At 71.5% G+C, this 16,285-nt stretch carries 15 protein-coding genes and 1 pseudogene; 8 read left to right on the plus strand and 8 right to left on the minus strand.

All coding sequences use genetic code 11. The features are described from left to right. Window positions 1-241: 241 nt before the first annotated feature. Window positions 242-913, minus strand: a complete 672-nt coding sequence (gene snpA, locus ACWDR0_RS12600; RefSeq protein WP_456351647.1) for a snapalysin — start codon at window positions 911-913, stop codon at window positions 242-244. Window positions 914-1,327: 414 nt separating this feature from the next. Here snpA and ACWDR0_RS12605 point away from each other — a divergent pair, with 414 nt between their 5' ends. Continuing rightward, entirely contained in the window at window positions 1,328-2,287 is a 960-nt protein-coding gene (locus ACWDR0_RS12605; protein WP_456351648.1) for a LysR family transcriptional regulator, read from the plus strand. Window positions 2,288-2,430: 143 nt separating this feature from the next. Here the strand turns inward: ACWDR0_RS12605 and ACWDR0_RS12610 are convergent, their stop codons facing one another. The 3 genes from ACWDR0_RS12610 to sodN form a co-directional block, all read right to left on the minus strand. Continuing rightward, a complete protein-coding gene (locus ACWDR0_RS12610; protein WP_456351649.1) occupies window positions 2,431-4,686 on the minus strand; it encodes a peptidoglycan recognition protein family protein in 2,256 nt (751 codons plus the stop codon). A gap of 168 nt (window positions 4,687-4,854) precedes the next feature. Continuing rightward, window positions 4,855-5,460, minus strand: a complete 606-nt coding sequence (locus tag ACWDR0_RS12615; RefSeq protein WP_456351650.1) for an NUDIX hydrolase — start codon at window positions 5,458-5,460, stop codon at window positions 4,855-4,857. Window positions 5,461-5,733: 273 nt separating this feature from the next. Further along, complete coding sequence (gene sodN, locus ACWDR0_RS12620; protein WP_456351651.1) at window positions 5,734-6,129, minus strand: superoxide dismutase, Ni; 396 nt, start codon at window positions 6,127-6,129, stop codon at window positions 5,734-5,736. 166 nt (window positions 6,130-6,295) lie between these two features. On the opposite strand from sodN, the pseudogene sodX reads away from it, so the two are divergent. Continuing rightward, window positions 6,296-6,577: pseudogene (gene sodX / locus ACWDR0_RS12625) on the plus strand (nickel-type superoxide dismutase maturation protease); the annotation flags it as partial. A 17-nt stretch (window positions 6,578-6,594) separates the two neighbouring features. On the opposite strand, the gene ACWDR0_RS12630 reads toward sodX, so the two are convergent. Beyond that, window positions 6,595-7,254, minus strand: a complete 660-nt coding sequence (locus tag ACWDR0_RS12630; RefSeq protein ID WP_456351652.1) for a CGNR zinc finger domain-containing protein — start codon at window positions 7,252-7,254, stop codon at window positions 6,595-6,597. A 368-nt stretch (window positions 7,255-7,622) separates the two neighbouring features. On the opposite strand from ACWDR0_RS12630, the gene ACWDR0_RS12635 reads away from it, so the two are divergent. Then, window positions 7,623-8,114 (plus strand): SigE family RNA polymerase sigma factor, encoded by a 492-nt coding sequence (locus tag ACWDR0_RS12635; RefSeq protein WP_456351653.1) that lies wholly within the window; start codon window positions 7,623-7,625, stop codon window positions 8,112-8,114. Next, entirely contained in the window at window positions 8,111-8,980 is an 870-nt protein-coding gene (locus tag ACWDR0_RS12640; RefSeq protein ID WP_456351654.1) for a hypothetical protein, read from the plus strand. Before ACWDR0_RS12635 ends, ACWDR0_RS12640 begins: the two co-directional genes overlap by 4 nt. A 121-nt stretch (window positions 8,981-9,101) precedes the next feature. On the opposite strand, the gene ACWDR0_RS12645 is transcribed toward ACWDR0_RS12640, so the two are convergent. The 3 genes from ACWDR0_RS12645 to ACWDR0_RS12655 form a co-directional block, all read right to left on the minus strand. Then, entirely contained in the window at window positions 9,102-9,854 is a 753-nt protein-coding gene (locus ACWDR0_RS12645; protein ID WP_456351720.1) for an amino acid ABC transporter ATP-binding protein, read from the minus strand. Between the two features lie 5 nt (window positions 9,855-9,859). Continuing rightward, window positions 9,860-10,870 carry an amino acid ABC transporter permease gene (locus tag ACWDR0_RS12650; protein WP_456351721.1) on the minus strand — a complete coding sequence of 337 codons (1,011 nt, stop codon included), beginning with the start codon at window positions 10,868-10,870 and terminating at the stop codon, window positions 9,860-9,862. A 97-nt stretch (window positions 10,871-10,967) separates the two neighbouring features. Beyond that, window positions 10,968-11,951, minus strand: coding sequence for an ABC transporter substrate-binding protein (locus ACWDR0_RS12655; protein ID WP_456351655.1), 984 nt, complete (start codon window positions 11,949-11,951; stop codon window positions 10,968-10,970). A 632-nt stretch (window positions 11,952-12,583) separates the two neighbouring features. On the opposite strand from ACWDR0_RS12655, the gene ACWDR0_RS12660 reads away from it, so the two are divergent. From ACWDR0_RS12660 to ACWDR0_RS12675, 4 genes are all read left to right on the plus strand, one after another. Continuing rightward, window positions 12,584-13,828 (plus strand): NAD(P)-dependent malic enzyme, encoded by a 1,245-nt coding sequence (locus ACWDR0_RS12660; RefSeq protein WP_456351656.1) that lies wholly within the window; start codon window positions 12,584-12,586, stop codon window positions 13,826-13,828. 243 nt (window positions 13,829-14,071) lie between these two features. Further along, a complete protein-coding gene (locus ACWDR0_RS12665; RefSeq protein WP_456351657.1) occupies window positions 14,072-15,034 on the plus strand; it encodes a zinc-binding dehydrogenase in 963 nt (320 codons plus the stop codon). 178 nt (window positions 15,035-15,212) lie between these two features. Beyond that, window positions 15,213-15,422 (plus strand): HTH domain-containing protein, encoded by a 210-nt coding sequence (locus ACWDR0_RS12670; protein WP_456351658.1) that lies wholly within the window; start codon window positions 15,213-15,215, stop codon window positions 15,420-15,422. After that, window positions 15,422-16,063, plus strand: coding sequence for a Clp protease N-terminal domain-containing protein (locus tag ACWDR0_RS12675; protein ID WP_456351722.1), 642 nt, complete (start codon window positions 15,422-15,424; stop codon window positions 16,061-16,063). The genes ACWDR0_RS12670 and ACWDR0_RS12675 overlap by 1 nt, the downstream gene beginning before the upstream one ends. Window positions 16,064-16,285 lie beyond the last annotated feature (222 nt).

The following is a 16,285-nucleotide window of genomic DNA, read 5'->3' on the forward strand; positions in this document are numbered from 1 at the left end:
AGAGTAAGAAGGTCTGGACCAATCGTCAATAGGTCCAGACCATAGTGAGGTCCCCCGGAACAGAGCGCTCCAACCGCCTTGTTCCGGCCACAGTGCCGGGCCGGGTACCGGTGAAACCCGGCCCGGGCGCGGGCCTGAGGAAAGCTCCGGACCGCGGCGGAACCGCCGCCCGTCCGGGGCCGGAGTGCCGGGCCGGCCGTGGACCCCGGCCGGCCCGTACGGGTCAGGAGATGCGGACGGGTCAGGAGGTGCGGACGAGGCCCGCCCAGATCTGGTTCACCCGGCTGCGCTCGGCGGAGTTGGGCACATCGTTCTGACAGGACGGGCCGGGGCCGCCGCCGGACATCAGCTCGCTGCACGGACCGCGGTAGTTGTCCCGCAGACCGAGCACATGGCCGGTCTCGTGGGTCGTGACGCGGTTGGAGTTGTAGATCTGGTTCTGCCGGTAGTCCAGGAAGATGAAGCCCCGGCCGCGGCCGTCGGTGGAGGCGTACGAGCCGCGCGCGTCGTTGCCCTCGCGGTAGGTGAAGCTGGGGTTGGGGCCTTCCTGGAGGCGGACGTTGGTGACGGTGCTGTTCCAGACCTGGGTGCTTCTGGCTATCTGGCTGCGGAAGGACGGCGCCCCGGAGGTGCCGTAGTTCACGGTGACGACCCGGGCGCCGGGGTTGGCGGCCCGCTTCTCGGCGACCGACTTCACCACGGACCGGAAGAACGCCTCGGTGGCCTTGGCGTCCGCGTTCGAGCCTTCGTAGGCGGCCCAGGCGGCGGCCGCCGCCTGGGTGTTGAGGGAGGTGCTCGCGGCTCCGCCGGCCGTGGGGGCACCGGCGGGGGCGGCGGAGGCCGGGGTGGCGGAGAGCGCCGCGGCGAGGCCGATGCCGATGGCCGCGGCGAGGACGGATCGGGGGTGACGCATGGGGGGACTCCTACTCGTCCGTTGAACGGGTTCGGTAGGGAGTTTCGGGGAACCACCCCAGCTTGGGATGATGCCAACCCCCGATAACACCGGAGCATCACCCTCCCGCGGCGGGCCGTGCGAGGGCCCTTCCGGGGGCCTCCCATTCTGCCGTCCACCGTGGTCCGGCCCGCTGTCCGCCCCCGGTTCACGCGCCGTTCGCACCGGGGCCCGGCGACCCGTCCGCGGGGCCGTTCACCTCGGGTTGGGCCCCTGCCCGCCCGTCGTTCACCGGGGCCGCCGGGGACGGTTACCGTCACTGTCCGCTATCCGGTCCAGGAGATTCCGTTTGTTGTTTTCTTTGCCGCTCTTTGTGGCGGTGCGCCGGGACTGTGCGTCTGGTGTGGCCGGGCGGCACGGTCCTACTCTCCAGTCATGGAGCTCGAGGTGAGACACCTCCGCGCGCTGTGCGCCATCGCGGACACGGGCAGTCTGCACAAGGCGGCCCGCCGGCTGGGCGTCAGCCAGCCTTCCCTGACCACGCAGTTGCGCCGGATCGAGAACTCCCTGGGCGCCGAGCTGTTCTTACGGGAGCGCTCGGGCTGCCGGCCGACCCCGGTGGGGCGGGCGGTGCTGAGCCGGGCCCGCCCGCTGCTGGCCGAGATGGGCGCCCTGGTGGCCGAGGCCAAGGCCGCCGCGGCCCGCGCCGACGGGCCCCGGCTGCGCATCGGGTCCACCGCGAGCCGCGCCCTGCCGGGCTGGCTCGGGAAGCTGCGGCGCAGGCTCCCCGGTACCGATATCTCCCTCCATATGGACGTCTCGCCCAACGCGCTGCTGCGCAAGGTCGCGGGCGGCGGGCTCGACGTCGCCTTCGTCCACGAGGTGGAGGGGTGCCCGCTGAGCGTTCCGGACGGGCTCGCGGTACGGGTGCTGGTCGAGCGGGAACCCCAGTTCGTGTCGATGGCCCGGGACCATCCGGCGGCCGCCTCGGCCGTCGTCGAACTGACCGATCTGGCCGCGGACCGGTGGATCGTGGACCCCACCGTCGACGGCGAGTGGGAGGGCGTACGCCGGGTGCTCTCCGCCGCCGGGATCGAGCCGCAGCTGCTGCACGGCGACTACCACACCGCCGCCGCGCTGATCGCCGTCGGCGAGGCGGTGGCCCCCTGCCAGCCGACCTCCGACCCGCGCGGCGACATGGCCATCCGGCCGCTGCGGGGCGATCCGCTGGCGGTCCGGCTGCTGCTGGTCTCACGGCCGGGGGAGCCCGAGCTGTACGCGTCGGTCTACGCCGACCTGGAGGCGGCGTACCGGGATGTGGCGGCGGGCTCCGTGGCGTACCGCCAGTGGCTGCGGCGGCACAAGAGCCCGCTGCTGGCGGTCCCGGCGGCCTGAGCGGACGGCTTGGCGGTACGCCCTGGCACCGGCACCGACCTCGCTCCCGGGACCGGCCACCGCCCGCGGGCGGCACCCGGCGGAAACGGAACCGCGCCCGGCCCCGGGGAAGCCGGGGCCGGGCGCGGTCGTCTCCGCGGGGGCTACTTCACGTACACCAGGCCGTCCGTGGTGACGGTCGGCCGCTTGGCGGTGCCGACGACCACGATCTTCACGGTGTGTTTGGCGCTGGTGGCCCAGGTCTGGGTCCAGATCGCGTCGCGGTACTTGGTGGTGGCCGACTTCAGGTCGACCGTCCGGACCAGCTTTCCGTCGACATAGACATGGGCCTGGCCCGAGGTCGCGGCCCGCGACACCACCCAGGCGGCCGAGCGCCCGGTGAAGGTCCAGGTCAGCGACGCGTTCTTGGTGCCGCTGGTGTACGACTTCCCGCCGAGGTAGCTGCTCGCGGACTTGGTGGTCCAGGTGCCCGACTTGACCGCGTTGGTCTCCTGGAGGATCACCGGGGTCGCGGCGACGGACGCCGTGGCGGCGTTGCCCGCCTGGTCGTAGGCGGTCAGCGACCAGGTGGTCGCGGCGGCCTTGGAGGCGTGCGGCGCGCTGGTCACGGTCGGGCCGTAGACCTTGGCGAGCGGCGCGGTCAGCCGGACGTCCCGCAGGGCGCGGGCGTCGCCGGCCTTCCAGCCCAGGGTGACCGGGACCGCGGTGGCGGCGACCGTACCCGGGCGCAGGGAGACCGTCGGCCTGGTGGAGAAGACCGGCGCGGTGGTCTCGGCGACGACGGTGCGGGCGGCCGAGTTCACCGTCTTGCGGGAGTTGTGCGTGGCCCGGACCAGGACCTGGTGGGTGCCCGGGGCGAGGGTGATCTTCGCGGAGGTCGCGGTGCCCGCGGCCGTCGCGGCGACCTGTCCGTTGACCAGTACCTCGAACTTGCCGATCAGCGCGGCCGGGGTGGTGGCCTTCCAGTTCACGGTGGCGGTGTTCTTGACATAGGCCGTGGTGCCGACCGTGCCGCCGCCGGTGACGGAGGTGACGGCGAGCCCGGTGACCGAGCCGCCCGCCAGTTCACGGATGCTGTCGATCAGCGGGTACATCTTGGTGCCGGGGCATTCGGTGGCGACCACGTGCCCGTGTCCGTGAATGGTGTTACGGGTGACCTTGTCGCCCTTCTGCCACTTGAGACCACCGAGGGCCTTGATGGTGCCGCCCGCCGCACCGGCCGTGAGTACGGTGGTGCCCTTCGGGTCCACTCCATACTGGCCGAGCTTCCAGGCGGCGATCCGTGCGGCCGAGTTGAGCGCGGCCTGCGTCGGGGCGACCTCCATGAAGTTGCCCATCAAGGCGATACCGCTGGTCTCGTTGTTGAAGCCGAAGGCGTGGGCGCCGACCACCGGCCGGTCCACGCCGCCCTTGCGGCCCTCGTAGATCGTGCCGCACTTGTCGACCAGGAAGTGGTAGCCGATGTCCTTCCACTTCGTGTCCGCGCCCAGGACGTGGTACGCGTACACGCCGCGGACCACGGCGGGCGCCTCGGCACAGGTGTAGTTGTTGCTCAGTGAAGTGTGGTGGATGGTCACCGCCTTCACCTTGTTGCCCGGGAGGTAGGTCGGGGCCTCCGGGCTGATCGACTCGTCGGCCTTCCACTCCGCGCGGGTGACGATCGGCGGCCGCGGGGCCGTCGACGGCGGACCCGGTGTCGGTGCCGTGGTCGGCGCGGTGGTCGGCGGCTTGGTGGACTGGGTGGGGCTCGGAGTGGACGAGGGCGCCGAGGAGGTCGGCGCGGTCGCCGGAGGCGTGACCGGCGGCTGGGCGGACGCGGTCTCGGACGGGGTCGTGACGGGCGGCTCCACGGTGGCCGCGGGGTCCGCCGCGGGCGTCTCGGTGGCCGGGGCGTTCTGCCCGGTTCCGTCGAGGTTCTCCGTATCGGTGGCCGGGAGCGCGAAGGCGGCGGGCTCCATGGCCGTGACGCCTCCGGTGCCCGGGTCGACCATGTCGACCCGGATCCCGGCGGGCAGCTTGGCGACTTCGCCGCCCGCCTTCACCCGTACCTCCACACCGTCGGACGGACCGACCCACATCGGGTCGGTAGCGCCGCGGCCGGTGCCGTCGCCGTGCCCGGTGTGGTCACCGTCGAGGCTCTGCCACCCGGTCCACTTCCCGGACCGCATCGACTTGGTACGGAGCTCGATGGTCCCGGTGATCCGGGCCGCCGGGTCGGTCCAGGTGACACCGAGGAGGCTGAACGGCTTGGTGTCCCGCTTGGGCAGCTCGGCCGAGGTGCCGTCCGCGGCGACCTTCAGCGCGCTGGCCCGGGCCTCGGTCCGGGGGGATCCGGCCTTCGCCCCGTCCTCCCCGCTGCCGCCGGTCGGCCCGCCGGCCACCGACTGGATGACGAGCACTCCGGCTATACCGGCCGCGACCGCCGCCCCGCCTCCCCACCAACGCCGAGATCTGCTACCGCCCCGCACGAAAACCCCCTCCGGGTGAACCTGGCGCGCTGAAACTGCTGAAACATCTGTCGCGCAAGTTACCTGAGGGGTTTAGGGGTTAAGTCCACCGGGGCATTATCACCGGGTGGCAGGTGCCTCCTCCTGCCCTGCCCCGCGCTCCGCCGCGCGCTTCTCCGCCGACCCGGAGGGCGGTGGCGAAAGCTCGTCCAGCAGGAGTTTCAGCAGGCCGTTGAGGGTGGCGCCGCTGACGATCTCGCGCCGGTCGATCATTCCCCGGATCTCGTCGAGCGGAATCCACTCGATCCGGTCGGTCTCGTTCTTCTCCACCGGCGGCCCGGTCCAGACGGCGCCGTCGGCGCGGAAGAGGAAGTGCTCGGAGTCGGTGATCCCGTTCGCGGGCTGGGCGTACAGCAGCGGCCTGACGGACTCCACCCGCCAGCCGGTCTCCTCCTCCACCTCCCGGACCGCGGTCTGCTCCGGGGTCTCGCCGGCTTCGATCAGCCCCATCGGCAGCTCCCACCCCCAGGTGTCGGTGACGAAGCGGTGCCGCCACATCATCAGCACCCGCTGCCGGTCGTCGACGACGGCGGCGACCGCGAGATGCCGTATCCGGACGACATGGTGCTCGAACCGGTGGCCGTCCGGCTGTTCGACGTCCGCCAGCCAGAGGTTGACCCAGGGGTTGGTGTAGATCTGCCGCTCGCCGTGCACGGTCCAGCGCATGGTCCGACTTCCCTTCCGGTGCCCGTTGACGGCCGTTCCCCCGGCCGCGCCCCGATCTTCGCATCGGCCCCGGCCGGGCCCGGGACCTTCGCCGGGGCTTCACCCGGAGGGGACGGCGGTACGTTCCCGGGGGTCCGGCCCCGGGTTCCCCGCTCGCCCCCGCCCGCCCCGCACGGTCCGCCGCGCGCCGGGGCGTCCCGGACACGACCGCGCCCGGCCGCGGTACGTCCTCGGGGACGTCACGCGGCCGGGCGCGGGAGACGGGGCCGGGCGTCAGGCCTGCTTCGTCTCCCAGAAGATCTTGTCCACCTGGGCGATGTAGTCCAGCGCCTTCTGGCCCGTCGCCGGGTCCGTGGACGCCTTGGCCGCCGAGAGCGCCTTCAGGGTGTCGTTCACCAGCTGGTGCAGCTCGGGGTACTTCTCGAAGTGCGGCGGCTTGAAGTAGTCGCTCCACAGCACCGAGATGTGGTGCTTCGCCAGCTCGGCGCGCTGCTCCTTGATGACGGTGGCCCGGGCCCGGAAGTGCGGGTCCTCGTTGGCCTGGTACTTCTCCTGGACGGCCTTGACCGACTCGGCCTCGACGCGGGCCTGGGACGGGTCGTAGACACCGCAGGGGAGGTCGCAGTGGGCGCTGACCTTCACCGTGGGTGCGAACAGGCGGGAGAGCATGTTCTGTCCTTCCTCGTGATCGTCTTCTCAAGAGGGGACATTACTCCGTGGGGGACCGGTTTTCGCGGCTGCCCCCGGGGCTTACGACAAAAGTCCGGGGTGGGTCCGGGACCCCCGGCGGACCGTACCGTAGAGGTGCCAGGCAGGACGGAAGCGGAGGTGCCGGATGAGTGAGCCGGAGCAGGCGGCGGTGCCGTTCGGACTGGCCGACGTGGTCGGTCCTTCGATGTATCCGACGCTCCGGCACGGGGACAGACTGCTGGTGCAGTACGGCGCCGCGGTACGGCCGGGATGCGTCGCCGTGCTGCGCCATCCGCTCCAGCAGGACCTGCTCATCGTCAAACGGCTGGTGGAGCGGCGGGACGGCGGCTGGTGGGTGCTCGGGGACAATCCGGGCGCGGAGGGCGACAGCCGGGTGTTCGGCGCCGTACCGCCCGAACTGCTGCTCGGGCGGGTGCGGCTGCGCTACCGGCCGCCGGAGCCCGGGCCCAGGTCGCCGTGGGCCACGCTCTCCTGGGCGCTGTCCGCGGTGCGTCCGGTGTCCGTGGTCTCCTCCGCCTCCTCGGTCTCCCGGCGTTTGCGGGCCCGGTAGGCGGCCACGTTGGCGCGGGTCGCGCAGCGGTCCGAGCAGTAGCGGCGGGAGCGGTTGGTCGAGGTGTCCAGATAGGCGTTGCGGCAGGGCGCGGCCCGGCAGATGCCGAGGCGGTCCACGCCGTACTCGGTGAGGTGGATCGCCAGGCCCATCGCGGCGATGGCCGCGTATCCGGTGGTGGCGTTCGACGGATGCTCGGCCAGATGCATATGCCAGTCGGGGCGCCCGTCCGTGTCCCGCTGTTCGTGGCCGGAGATCTGCGGGCTGACCGGGAACTCCAGCAGCAGCGAGTTGAGCAGGTCGACCGCCCGGGTCTCGTCGCCCTCGTCGGCCGCGGTGAAGACCGCCCGCAGTTTGGTCCGTACGGCACGGAACCGCGGCACATCGGCCTCGCTCGCCCGCCGCGCCGCCTGGGACGACGGGCCGAACAGCTCGCGGATGGTGTCGACCGAGGCGAGGGTGTCCTTGTTACGGGCCGGCTCCTCGGTGTTGACCAGTCGCACGGCGAATGCCGAGTAAGATGCCAGTTCCACTAGTAGTCCTTACCGTCACGGTCTGGGGGCGGGGTCGGTCAGGGTCGGGGCCACCGTCGGCCGCGCGCCGCGCGCACGGGATCCCGCATCCGGTACGGGAAGTATTACGGACCGGCCGCCGCGACGGTTCCCGGACGCCACGAGAGCGGGTGCCGATCCGGCCGCCGGTTCCGGCGAGGTCCGCGCCGTCCAGCCGTCCGGCCGTCCGCCCCGGACGCCCCGGCTGTCGGCCGTGAGCCGGCCCACGGCGAGAAAACTTCCGGAAAATCTCCGGCCCACCGCAACCCCGGCGGCGGGCCGGCGCACTGACACAACAGGGGAACGGATTTACCCATGACCGGAACGCAGGACCAAGGAGGAGCCGGGGGATGACGCGGACGGATACGGACGCCGCGCTGCGGGATTTCGTCGAGGGGCGGCGGACCGCGTTGCTGCGCAGCGCGTTCCTGCTCTGCGGCGACCGCGACGAGGCGGATGATCTCGTCCAGACGACGCTGGTGAAAGTGGTGCTCGGCGGCCGCCGACTCGGCCGCATCGACAATCTCGAAGCCTATGCGCGCAAGACGATGGTCAATTCCTTCATCGCCTCACGACGGCGCTTCTGGCGGCGCGAACACGCCTACGAGACCCTGCCCGAGCACCCGGAACCGGCGACCGACCCCGACAGCGGCCTGGTCGTCCGGGCGGCCCTCGCCCGGCTCACGGCCAAGCAGCGGGCCGTGGTGGTGCTGCGGTACTGGGAGGACCTGAGCGTCGCGGAGACCGCGCGTCTGCTCGACATGCGGGAGAACACCGTCAAGAGTCACGCGGCCCGGGGGCTGGCCGCACTCCGCGCCGAGGTGCACGAGGAGTACGTATGACAGAGGACGTCAGAGCCCTGCTGGAGCGCGCCGAGAGCACCGCGGAAGGGCGCGGCCGCTCGGCGGTGACGACGGAGTCGGTCTATGCGCAGGTCGCCGGGGTACGGCGGAGACGGCGAACACTGCTGGCCGGGGCGGTGGCCGCGGTGATCGTGGCGGGGGCGGCGGCAGTGCCCCTGTCCGACCGGTTCTCCGCCCGGCCGGACGCCCCGGAGATCCTCGCCAAGGGGCAGAGCCCCGGCGATTCCGCGGGAGCCGCCCGGGCCCAGCGGATCGGCGCACTGCTGGACAAGGACCTGGACGGGCTCCGCAGTGTGACCCGGGTCCGCGACGCGCCGTTCCCGACGAGCCACCGCAAGACGCCGGATTCCCCGCCCGACTGGGGGGACGCCAGCACCGGGCCGCTGGACGGCCACTATCTGATCACCCGGGAAGTGGACGGGAAGACGGTGACGACGGGGCTGAGCGTGGCGTACGCGCCTCCCGCGACGACCGGGAAGGCGACCATGAAGGACCGGATCACCGAGGTGAAGGACTGTGTCACAACGGACTCTGCTCTGAAGTTCGGCTGCCGCAGCGCACCCGGTCCCGGCGGCACCACCGTCTACACCTGGCAGGGCGGGTACTTCTTCGGTCTCGGCGGCGCGCTGTGGACGAAGTTCGAAGACCAGCGCCTCCGTATCTTCCCGGACGGGGGAGCGCTGCTGGTCGCCGACGGAGCGGATCTGGCGTGGGGGGAACGGCACCGGCTGGGCGGCACCATGCAGGACATGGGGTCCGACAAGCTGCTGGCCCCCCTCGGCGCGGAGGCGCTGACGGCGCTGGTGGAGAGCCCGGAGACGGTGCCCCGCAAGGCTGTCCCCTGACCGTTCCCGGCCGCCGCGCCCGGAGGGGGTGCGCGGCGGCCGGGAACGGCGGCGGGGGCGGTACGGAAAGCATCCGTACCGCCCCCGCACGCCTACCGCCCCCGGCTCACTCCGCCCGGGGTCAGAGCACCTTCGACAGGAAGGACTTGGTCCGCTCGTGCCGCGGGTTGCCCAGGACGTCCCGCGGGTGGCCGGACTCGACCACCTTGCCGTCGTCCATGAAGACCAGCGCGTCGCCGACCTCCCGGGCGAAGCCCATCTCGTGGGTGACCACGATCATGGTCATACCGTCCTCGGCGAGTCCGCGCATGACGTCCAGCACATCGCCCACCAGCTCCGGGTCGAGCGCCGACGTCGGCTCGTCGAAGAGCATCAGCTTGGGCTCCATGGCGAGCGCCCGGGCGATCGCCACCCGCTGCTGCTGGCCGCCGGAGAGCTGCGAGGGGTAGTGCTCGGCGCGGTCCGCCAGGCCGACCCGGTCCAGCAGCTTCAGCGCCCGCTCCCGGGCCACCGCCCTGGACTCGCCCCTGACCTGGACCGGGGCCTCCATGACGTTCTCCACCGCCCGCATATGCGGGAAGAGGTTGAACCGCTGGAAGACCATGCCGATGTCCCGGCGCTTCAGGGCGACCTCGCGCTCCTTCAGCTCGTAGAGCTTGTCGCCCTTCTGCCGGTAGCCGACCAGCTCCCCGTCGACCGAGAGCCGGCCCGCGCTGATCTTCTCCAGATGGTTGATGCACCGCAGGAAGGTCGACTTGCCGGAACCGGAGGGTCCGATCAGACAGAAGACCTCCCGGGGCGCGACCTCCAGGTCGATGCCCTTGAGGATATGGGCGCTGCCGAAGGACTTGTGGACGCCCTCGGCCTTCACCATGGCGTTCATCGGGTGCCTCCCGCGGTGGTCGTGCGCCGGCCGGGGCCGGAGGAGAGGTTGGCCCTGACGCGCTGCCAGGGGGTGGCCGGCAGATCGCGCTGGGAGCCGCGGGCGTACCGCCGCTCCAGGTAGTACTGGCCGACGCTGAAGACGCTGGTCATCACGATGTACCAGAGCGAGGCGACGAAGAGCATCTCCATCACCGCATAGGAGGTGGAGCCGATCTGCGAGGTCGTCCTCATCAGCTCGCCGTAGGTGACCACATAGACCAGGGACGAGGTCTTCAGCAGGTTGATGAACTCGTTGCCGGTCGGCGGGATGATCACCCGCAGTGCCTGCGGCAGCACCACCCGGCGCATCGTCTTCGCCTGGGTCATACCGAGCGCCTGGGACGCCTCGGTCTGGCCCTGGTCGACGGAGAGGATGCCCGCCCGGCAGATCTCCGCCATGTACGCGGCCTCGTTGAGGGCGAGGCCCAGCAGCGCGCACATGAACGGGGTCATCACATCGGTCATCTCGTCCTTGTAGATGCCCGGGATGTTCAGGTACTCGAAGATGAGCGCCAGATTGAACCAGAGCAGCAGCTGGACATAGACCGGGGTGCCGCGGAAGAACCAGATGTACAGCCAGGCGACCGAGCTGGTCACCGGGTTCTTCGAGAGCCGCATCACGGCGAGCAGTACACCGAGGACCACACCCAGGGCCATCGCCAGGACGCTGATCCACAGGGTCTTCCCCGCGCTCTCGATCACCTGGTCGTCGAAGGCCATATCGCCGACGGTGCCCCACTTGATGTCGCCCTGGGCGAAGGCATAGACCAGGGCGGCCAGCAGGCCGGTCACGATCACACCGCTCACCCAGCGGCCGGGATGCCGTACGGGTATCGCCTTGATCACTTCGGGCGGTATCGCGGACGCCTCGGCGGCGGGCCGCGCGGAACCGTCCTCGGCGACCGGAACCGCGTCGGCGGGTCCGGTGTCCGGTGCGCTGTCCCTCGGTGCCGTCTTGTCGAACATGCCGGGGCGCGAGCTGTCGGTACTGTCAGTCACGGTGACTGCCCTTCGGGGGAGTCTTCTTCGGGGAGATACGAAATACGGGCGCCGGCCGCGGGCGTCACTTGCCGCCGTTGATGGCGGCCTTGTCGATCGCCCCGCTCTCGGCGCCCCACTTCTTCAGCACGTTCAGGTACGAACCGTCCGCGATGATCGCGTCGACGGCCTCCTTGAGGGCGTCCCGCAGCGCCGTGTTGTCCTTGTTGACGGCGATACCGAACGGGCCCGCGTCGATCTGCTCGCCCACGACCTCGAAGGCATTGCCGCCGTCGGCCTTGCGCGACAGGTCGAGGGCGACCGGGTAGTCGTTGACCCCGGCGACCGCGCCGCCGGACTTCACCCGGGTCTGGGCCTCGGTGTCGTTCTCGAAGGGCTCGATCTTCACGGCCGCCTTTCCGGCGTCCTTGCAGGCCTTCGACTGGGTCTGGAGGGCCTTCTCGTACGTCGTGCCGCGCTGCACCGCCGCGGTCTTGCCGCAGAGGTCGGCGATGGACTTGATGCCCTCCGGGTTGCCCTTCTTGGTGTAGACGGCGGTACCGGCGAGGAAGTAGTCGACGAAGTCGACGCCCTTGCCGAGCTTCTTGCCGTTCTCGTCCAGGCCCTCCTGGCGCTGCTTGTTGTCCGTGATGGACGACATGGCTATGTCGTGGCGGCCGGTGTTCAGGGCGGTGATCAGGCCGTCGAAGGAGCCGGAGGTGAACTCGAACTTCACTCCGAGCTTCTTGCCCAGCTCGGCGGCGATATCGGGGTCGACACCCACGATCTTGCCGTTCTCGACCGACTCCATCGGTGCGTACTCGGCATTCGTGCCGACCTTGATGACACCGGACTTCTGGTACTTCTCGGGCAGCTTGTCGAAGAGCGGGGCGCTGTTGGTCTTCTTGTCGCCGCTGCCCTTCTCCTTGGAGCCGCTGTCGGTCTGGTCGCCGCAGGCGGTCAGCAGCAGGGAACCGGCGACCGCGAGGGCGCCGACCGCGGCGAACCGGGAGGAGCGGGACTTCCGGAACTTCGGGGCGGTCGAGGTGCGCATCGAGCGTGCGGTCATGTCGGGGATCCTCCGGCGTGTCAGTGGGCAGCCATTTCTGGTCGCGTCCGATCGCGTTCCGGCCGCGTCCACGGTCCCGCCCGGAGCCCCACGCCAACCGTCTCCGCAGGTCGCGGACGTGTCGCCGAGCGGGCCATCGAGCGGTTCTCCGACCGCCGCGACCTTGTGCGTTTTCGGCATCTTGCCATTCGGACCGGCTTCTTCAGGGGGCTGCGCATGTCAAAATCGGATAACGGGACACCCCCGGACCCCGCAGGCCGGTACCGAGCGACCGGACCATTCGCGGGAAACGCTCCTTCGGGCCGGAAGATCTGCGGCTGCCATCCAGTCGTGGCCGGTATTCAGCACGTGAAACCGGCGTGTCATGATTTTTCGGTGTGAGGGACGATGTGTCGTATCGATTCGGGTCGCCTGGCGCGATATGGACTCGTCGTCCACGGTCACGTTCCGGTAAGAAGGACTCTTACACCCCTCATCCGGGGCTCAGGGCGCGTGTGCGGCGCGCCCGCGCGTACGCAACGGCCCGGCCGGGCGGTCAGACCGCCGGGGCCGGGAGCGGACGCGGTGCCCGCTCACCCCTCCTCACCAGGAGCGGAAACCCTCAACCGATGAAGATTTAAGGGGTCAACCCAATGGCAGCGGAGATTGTCAATCCTCGCAGCGACAGCGAAATCCCGGCCGCGGACGGCACGGGTACGGAGGCCGGTGCGGCGGCCGCCGAGGAGCCCTTCGATCCGGTGTTCGCCCTGCACCGTGGCGGAAAGCTGGCGGTCGCGGCCACGGTGCCGCTGCGGGACAAGGACGACCTGTCCCTCGCGTACACGCCCGGAGTCGCCAAGGTCTGCACCGCCATCGCCGAGCGGCCCGAGCTGGTCGACGACTACACCTGGAAGTCCGGCGTGGTCGCCGTCGTCACCGACGGCACCGCGGTCCTCGGACTCGGTGACATCGGCCCGGAGGCCTCGCTGCCGGTGATGGAGGGCAAGGCGATCCTCTTCAAGCAGTTCGGCGGGGTCGACTCGGTGCCGATCGCGCTCGCCACCAAGGACACCGACGAGATCGTCGAGACCATCGTCCGGATGGCGCCCTCCTTCGGCGGGATCAACCTGGAGGACATCTCCGCGCCCCGCTGCTTCGAGATCGAGCGCCGGCTCCAGGAGCGCCTCGACATCCCGGTCTTCCACGACGACCAGCACGGCACGGCGATCGTGACCCTCGCCGCCCTGCGCAACGCGGCCCGGCTGACCGGGCGGGAGCTGGGCGAGCTGCGCGCGGTGATCTCCGGAGCGGGCGCGGCGGGCGTCGCCATTGCGAAGTTCCTGCTGGAGGCCGGTCTCGGGGACGTCGCCGTCGCCGACCGCAAGGGCATCGTCAGCTCCGACCGCGACGATCTGACGCCGGTGAAGCGAGAGCTGGCCGGGCTGACCAACAAGGCCGGGCTGTCCGGCTCGCTGGAGAGCGCGCTGGCCGGCGCGGACGTCTTCATCGGAGTCTCCGGCGGTACGGTCTCCGAGGCCGCCGTCGCCTCCATGGCCCCGGGCGCGTTCGTGTTCGCGATGGCCAACCCGAACCCCGAGGTCCACCCGGACGTCGCGCACAAGTACGCGGCAGTCGTCGCCACGGGCCGCAGCGACTTCCCGAACCAGATCAACAACGTGCTGGCGTTCCCCGGCATCTTCGCCGGAGCGCTCCAGGTGCGGGCCTCCCGCATCACGGAGGGCATGAAGATCGCGGCGGCCAACGCGCTGGCGGACGTCGTCGGCGACGCGCTGGCGCCCGACTGCGTGATCCCCTCCCCGTTCGACGAGCGCGTGGCGCCCGCGGTGACCGCGGCGGTGGCGGCGGCCGCCCGCGCCGAGGGCGTGGCCCGGGCGTAACCCGGGAGTGTGGCCGGGCACCGGCCCGCAACTGCGATACGAGGGCCCCGGGCCCCGGCACCCCGACCGGGGGCCGGGCCCGGGGCCCTCGTTTGTTTCCGGGGCCCTCGTTTGTTTCCGGGGCCCTCGTTTGTTTCCGGGGTGCAGGGGTGCGGGGTGCGGGGGTTCCAGGGTTCCCGGGGAGGGGGGTGTCACACTCCGGGGTGGTTTCCCGGGGTGCGGGGTGAGCCTAGGGTCGGGCGCATGTTCGCAGCCTATGCCGCACGTATCGACCGCGACCGGCCGCTCGACGGGCTCGTCCTGGGGGAGCGCCCCGCGCCCGCCGCCCGGGACGGATGGACCACCGTCACCGTCAAGGCCGCCTCCCTCAACCACCACGACCTCTGGTCCCTGCGGGGCGTCGGGCTGCCCGCGGAGAAGCTGCCGATGATCCTCGGCTGCGACGCCGCCGGGATCGACCCCGACGGCAACGAGGTCGTCCTGCACTCCGTCATCGGCCAGAGCGGCCACGGTGTCGGCCCCGACGAGCCCCGGTCCATGCTGACCGAGCACTACCAGGGCACCTTCGCGGAGCAGGTCTCCGTACCCACCTGGAACGTCCTGCCCAAGCCGAAGGAGCTGAGCTTCGAGGAGGCCACCTGTCTGCCGACCGCCTGGCTCACCGCGTACCGGATGCTCTTCACCAACGCGGGCGTACGGCCGGGTGACTCCGTCCTCGTCCAGGGGGCAGGTGGCGGTGTGGCCACCGCGGCGATCGTCCTCGGGAAGGCCGCCGGTCTGCGGATGTACGCCACCAGCCGCGACGCCGCCAAGCGCGCCCGGGCCGTCGAGCTGGGTGCCGAGGAGGCGTACGAGCCGGGGGCGCGGCTGCCGCGGCGGGTGGACGCCGTCATCGAGACGGTGGGCGCGGCCACCTGGTCCCACTCCGTCAAATGCCTGCGGCCCGGCGGCACTCTGGTGATTTCCGGGGCGACCAGCGGCGACCGGCCGTCCCATGCGGAGCTGACCCGGATCTTCTTCCTGGAGCTGAAGGTCGTGGGCTCCACGATGGGCTCCAAGGACGAACTGGAGGACCTGCTCTCCTTCTGTGCCGCCACCGGTGTCCGGCCGGTCATCGACCGGGTGCTGCCGCTCGACCGGGCCCGGGAGGGCTTCGAGCGGATGGCGGACGGCGACCTCTTCGGGAAGATCGTGCTCACTCCCTGAGGAACCGGCCGCCGCAGTACGCCTCCCGCTGGGGGAACCGGCGGCCGCGTGTTCCCCGGGGGTGACCGCCGGTGCGTCGCCTGCCCGACCGGCACCGCCGCGTTTCCCCCGGGGGCCGGCCGCCGCAGTTTGTCAACAAGGGTTGACGGGGTTGAGCTGTCAATCTAGATTGACAGTTATGACTGAGGCAACCGATCTCGCCGAACGCGCGGGCGACCGCGACCCCCGGGTCGGACTGCGGGCGGTCGCCGCGCTGCGGAGGCTGCTGGAGCAGCTCGAAGCCGTCCAGGTGCGCAGCGCCCGCAATCAGGGCTGGTCATGGCAGGAGATCGCCGAGGAACTCGGGGTCAGCCGGCAGGCCGTGCACAAGAAACACGGGAGGCGATGATGTTCGAACGGTTCACCGAGGACGCCCGCGGTGTGGTGACGAAGTCCTGCGCCCATTCCCAGCGCGCGGGGGCGGGCACGGTCACGGAGGAACACCTGCTGCTGGCGCTCCTCGACCAGCGGGGCACCCGTACCGCCTTCGCCTTCGCGGCGCTCGGGGTCACCGACCGGCGGGCGTCCGTCGAGGAGGCGCTCCGCACCGCCCGGCGCCGGGGCGGGCTCTCCCCCTCCGACGCCCGGGCCCTGGCGGGGCTCGGGATAGACGTCGACGAGGTCGTCGCACAGGCCGAAGCCGCCCATGGCAGAGGGGTGCTCGACCCTGGAGTCCGCGGCCGGTTCCGGGCCGCCCGCCGCCGGTGGACGTCCCACCAGCCGTTCTCCCCGGCCGCCAAATCGGCCCTGGTGAAGTCGCTCCGGATCGCCTCCGGCCGTGGCGACCGCCGGATCGGGGGCGAGCACGTCCTGCTGGCGCTGACGGCCGGGCCCGGGGTGGTCGCGGAGGTCCTCGCCGACCACGGTGCCACCTACACCTCGCTGGAGCGGGTCATGTTCGCCGGTGGCGGCGGTGGCGGCGGTGGCGGCGGTGGCTGCGAAGCCCGCCGGGACGGAGACGGTACGGCGGGGGCGGGCGGTACCGGCTGATCCGGGAGCGCGACGGGGAGGGTTTCGCGGTTTGCGGTTCCGGCGGCCGGGCACGCGCCGCCGTCGGACCGTCGGACCGTCGGACCGTCGGACCGTCGGACCGTACGGCTCCGGCCCCGCGGCCGCTGTGGCCGGAGCCCTGCCCGGGGTCCGGCCGGCGGGCGGGGCGTGCCCGCACCCCGGCGGTCCCGTACCGGGCTCCCGGCAGGCCGCGCCCGGTCC

The sequence above is a fragment of the Streptomyces sp. NPDC003691 genome (assembly GCF_053981115.1).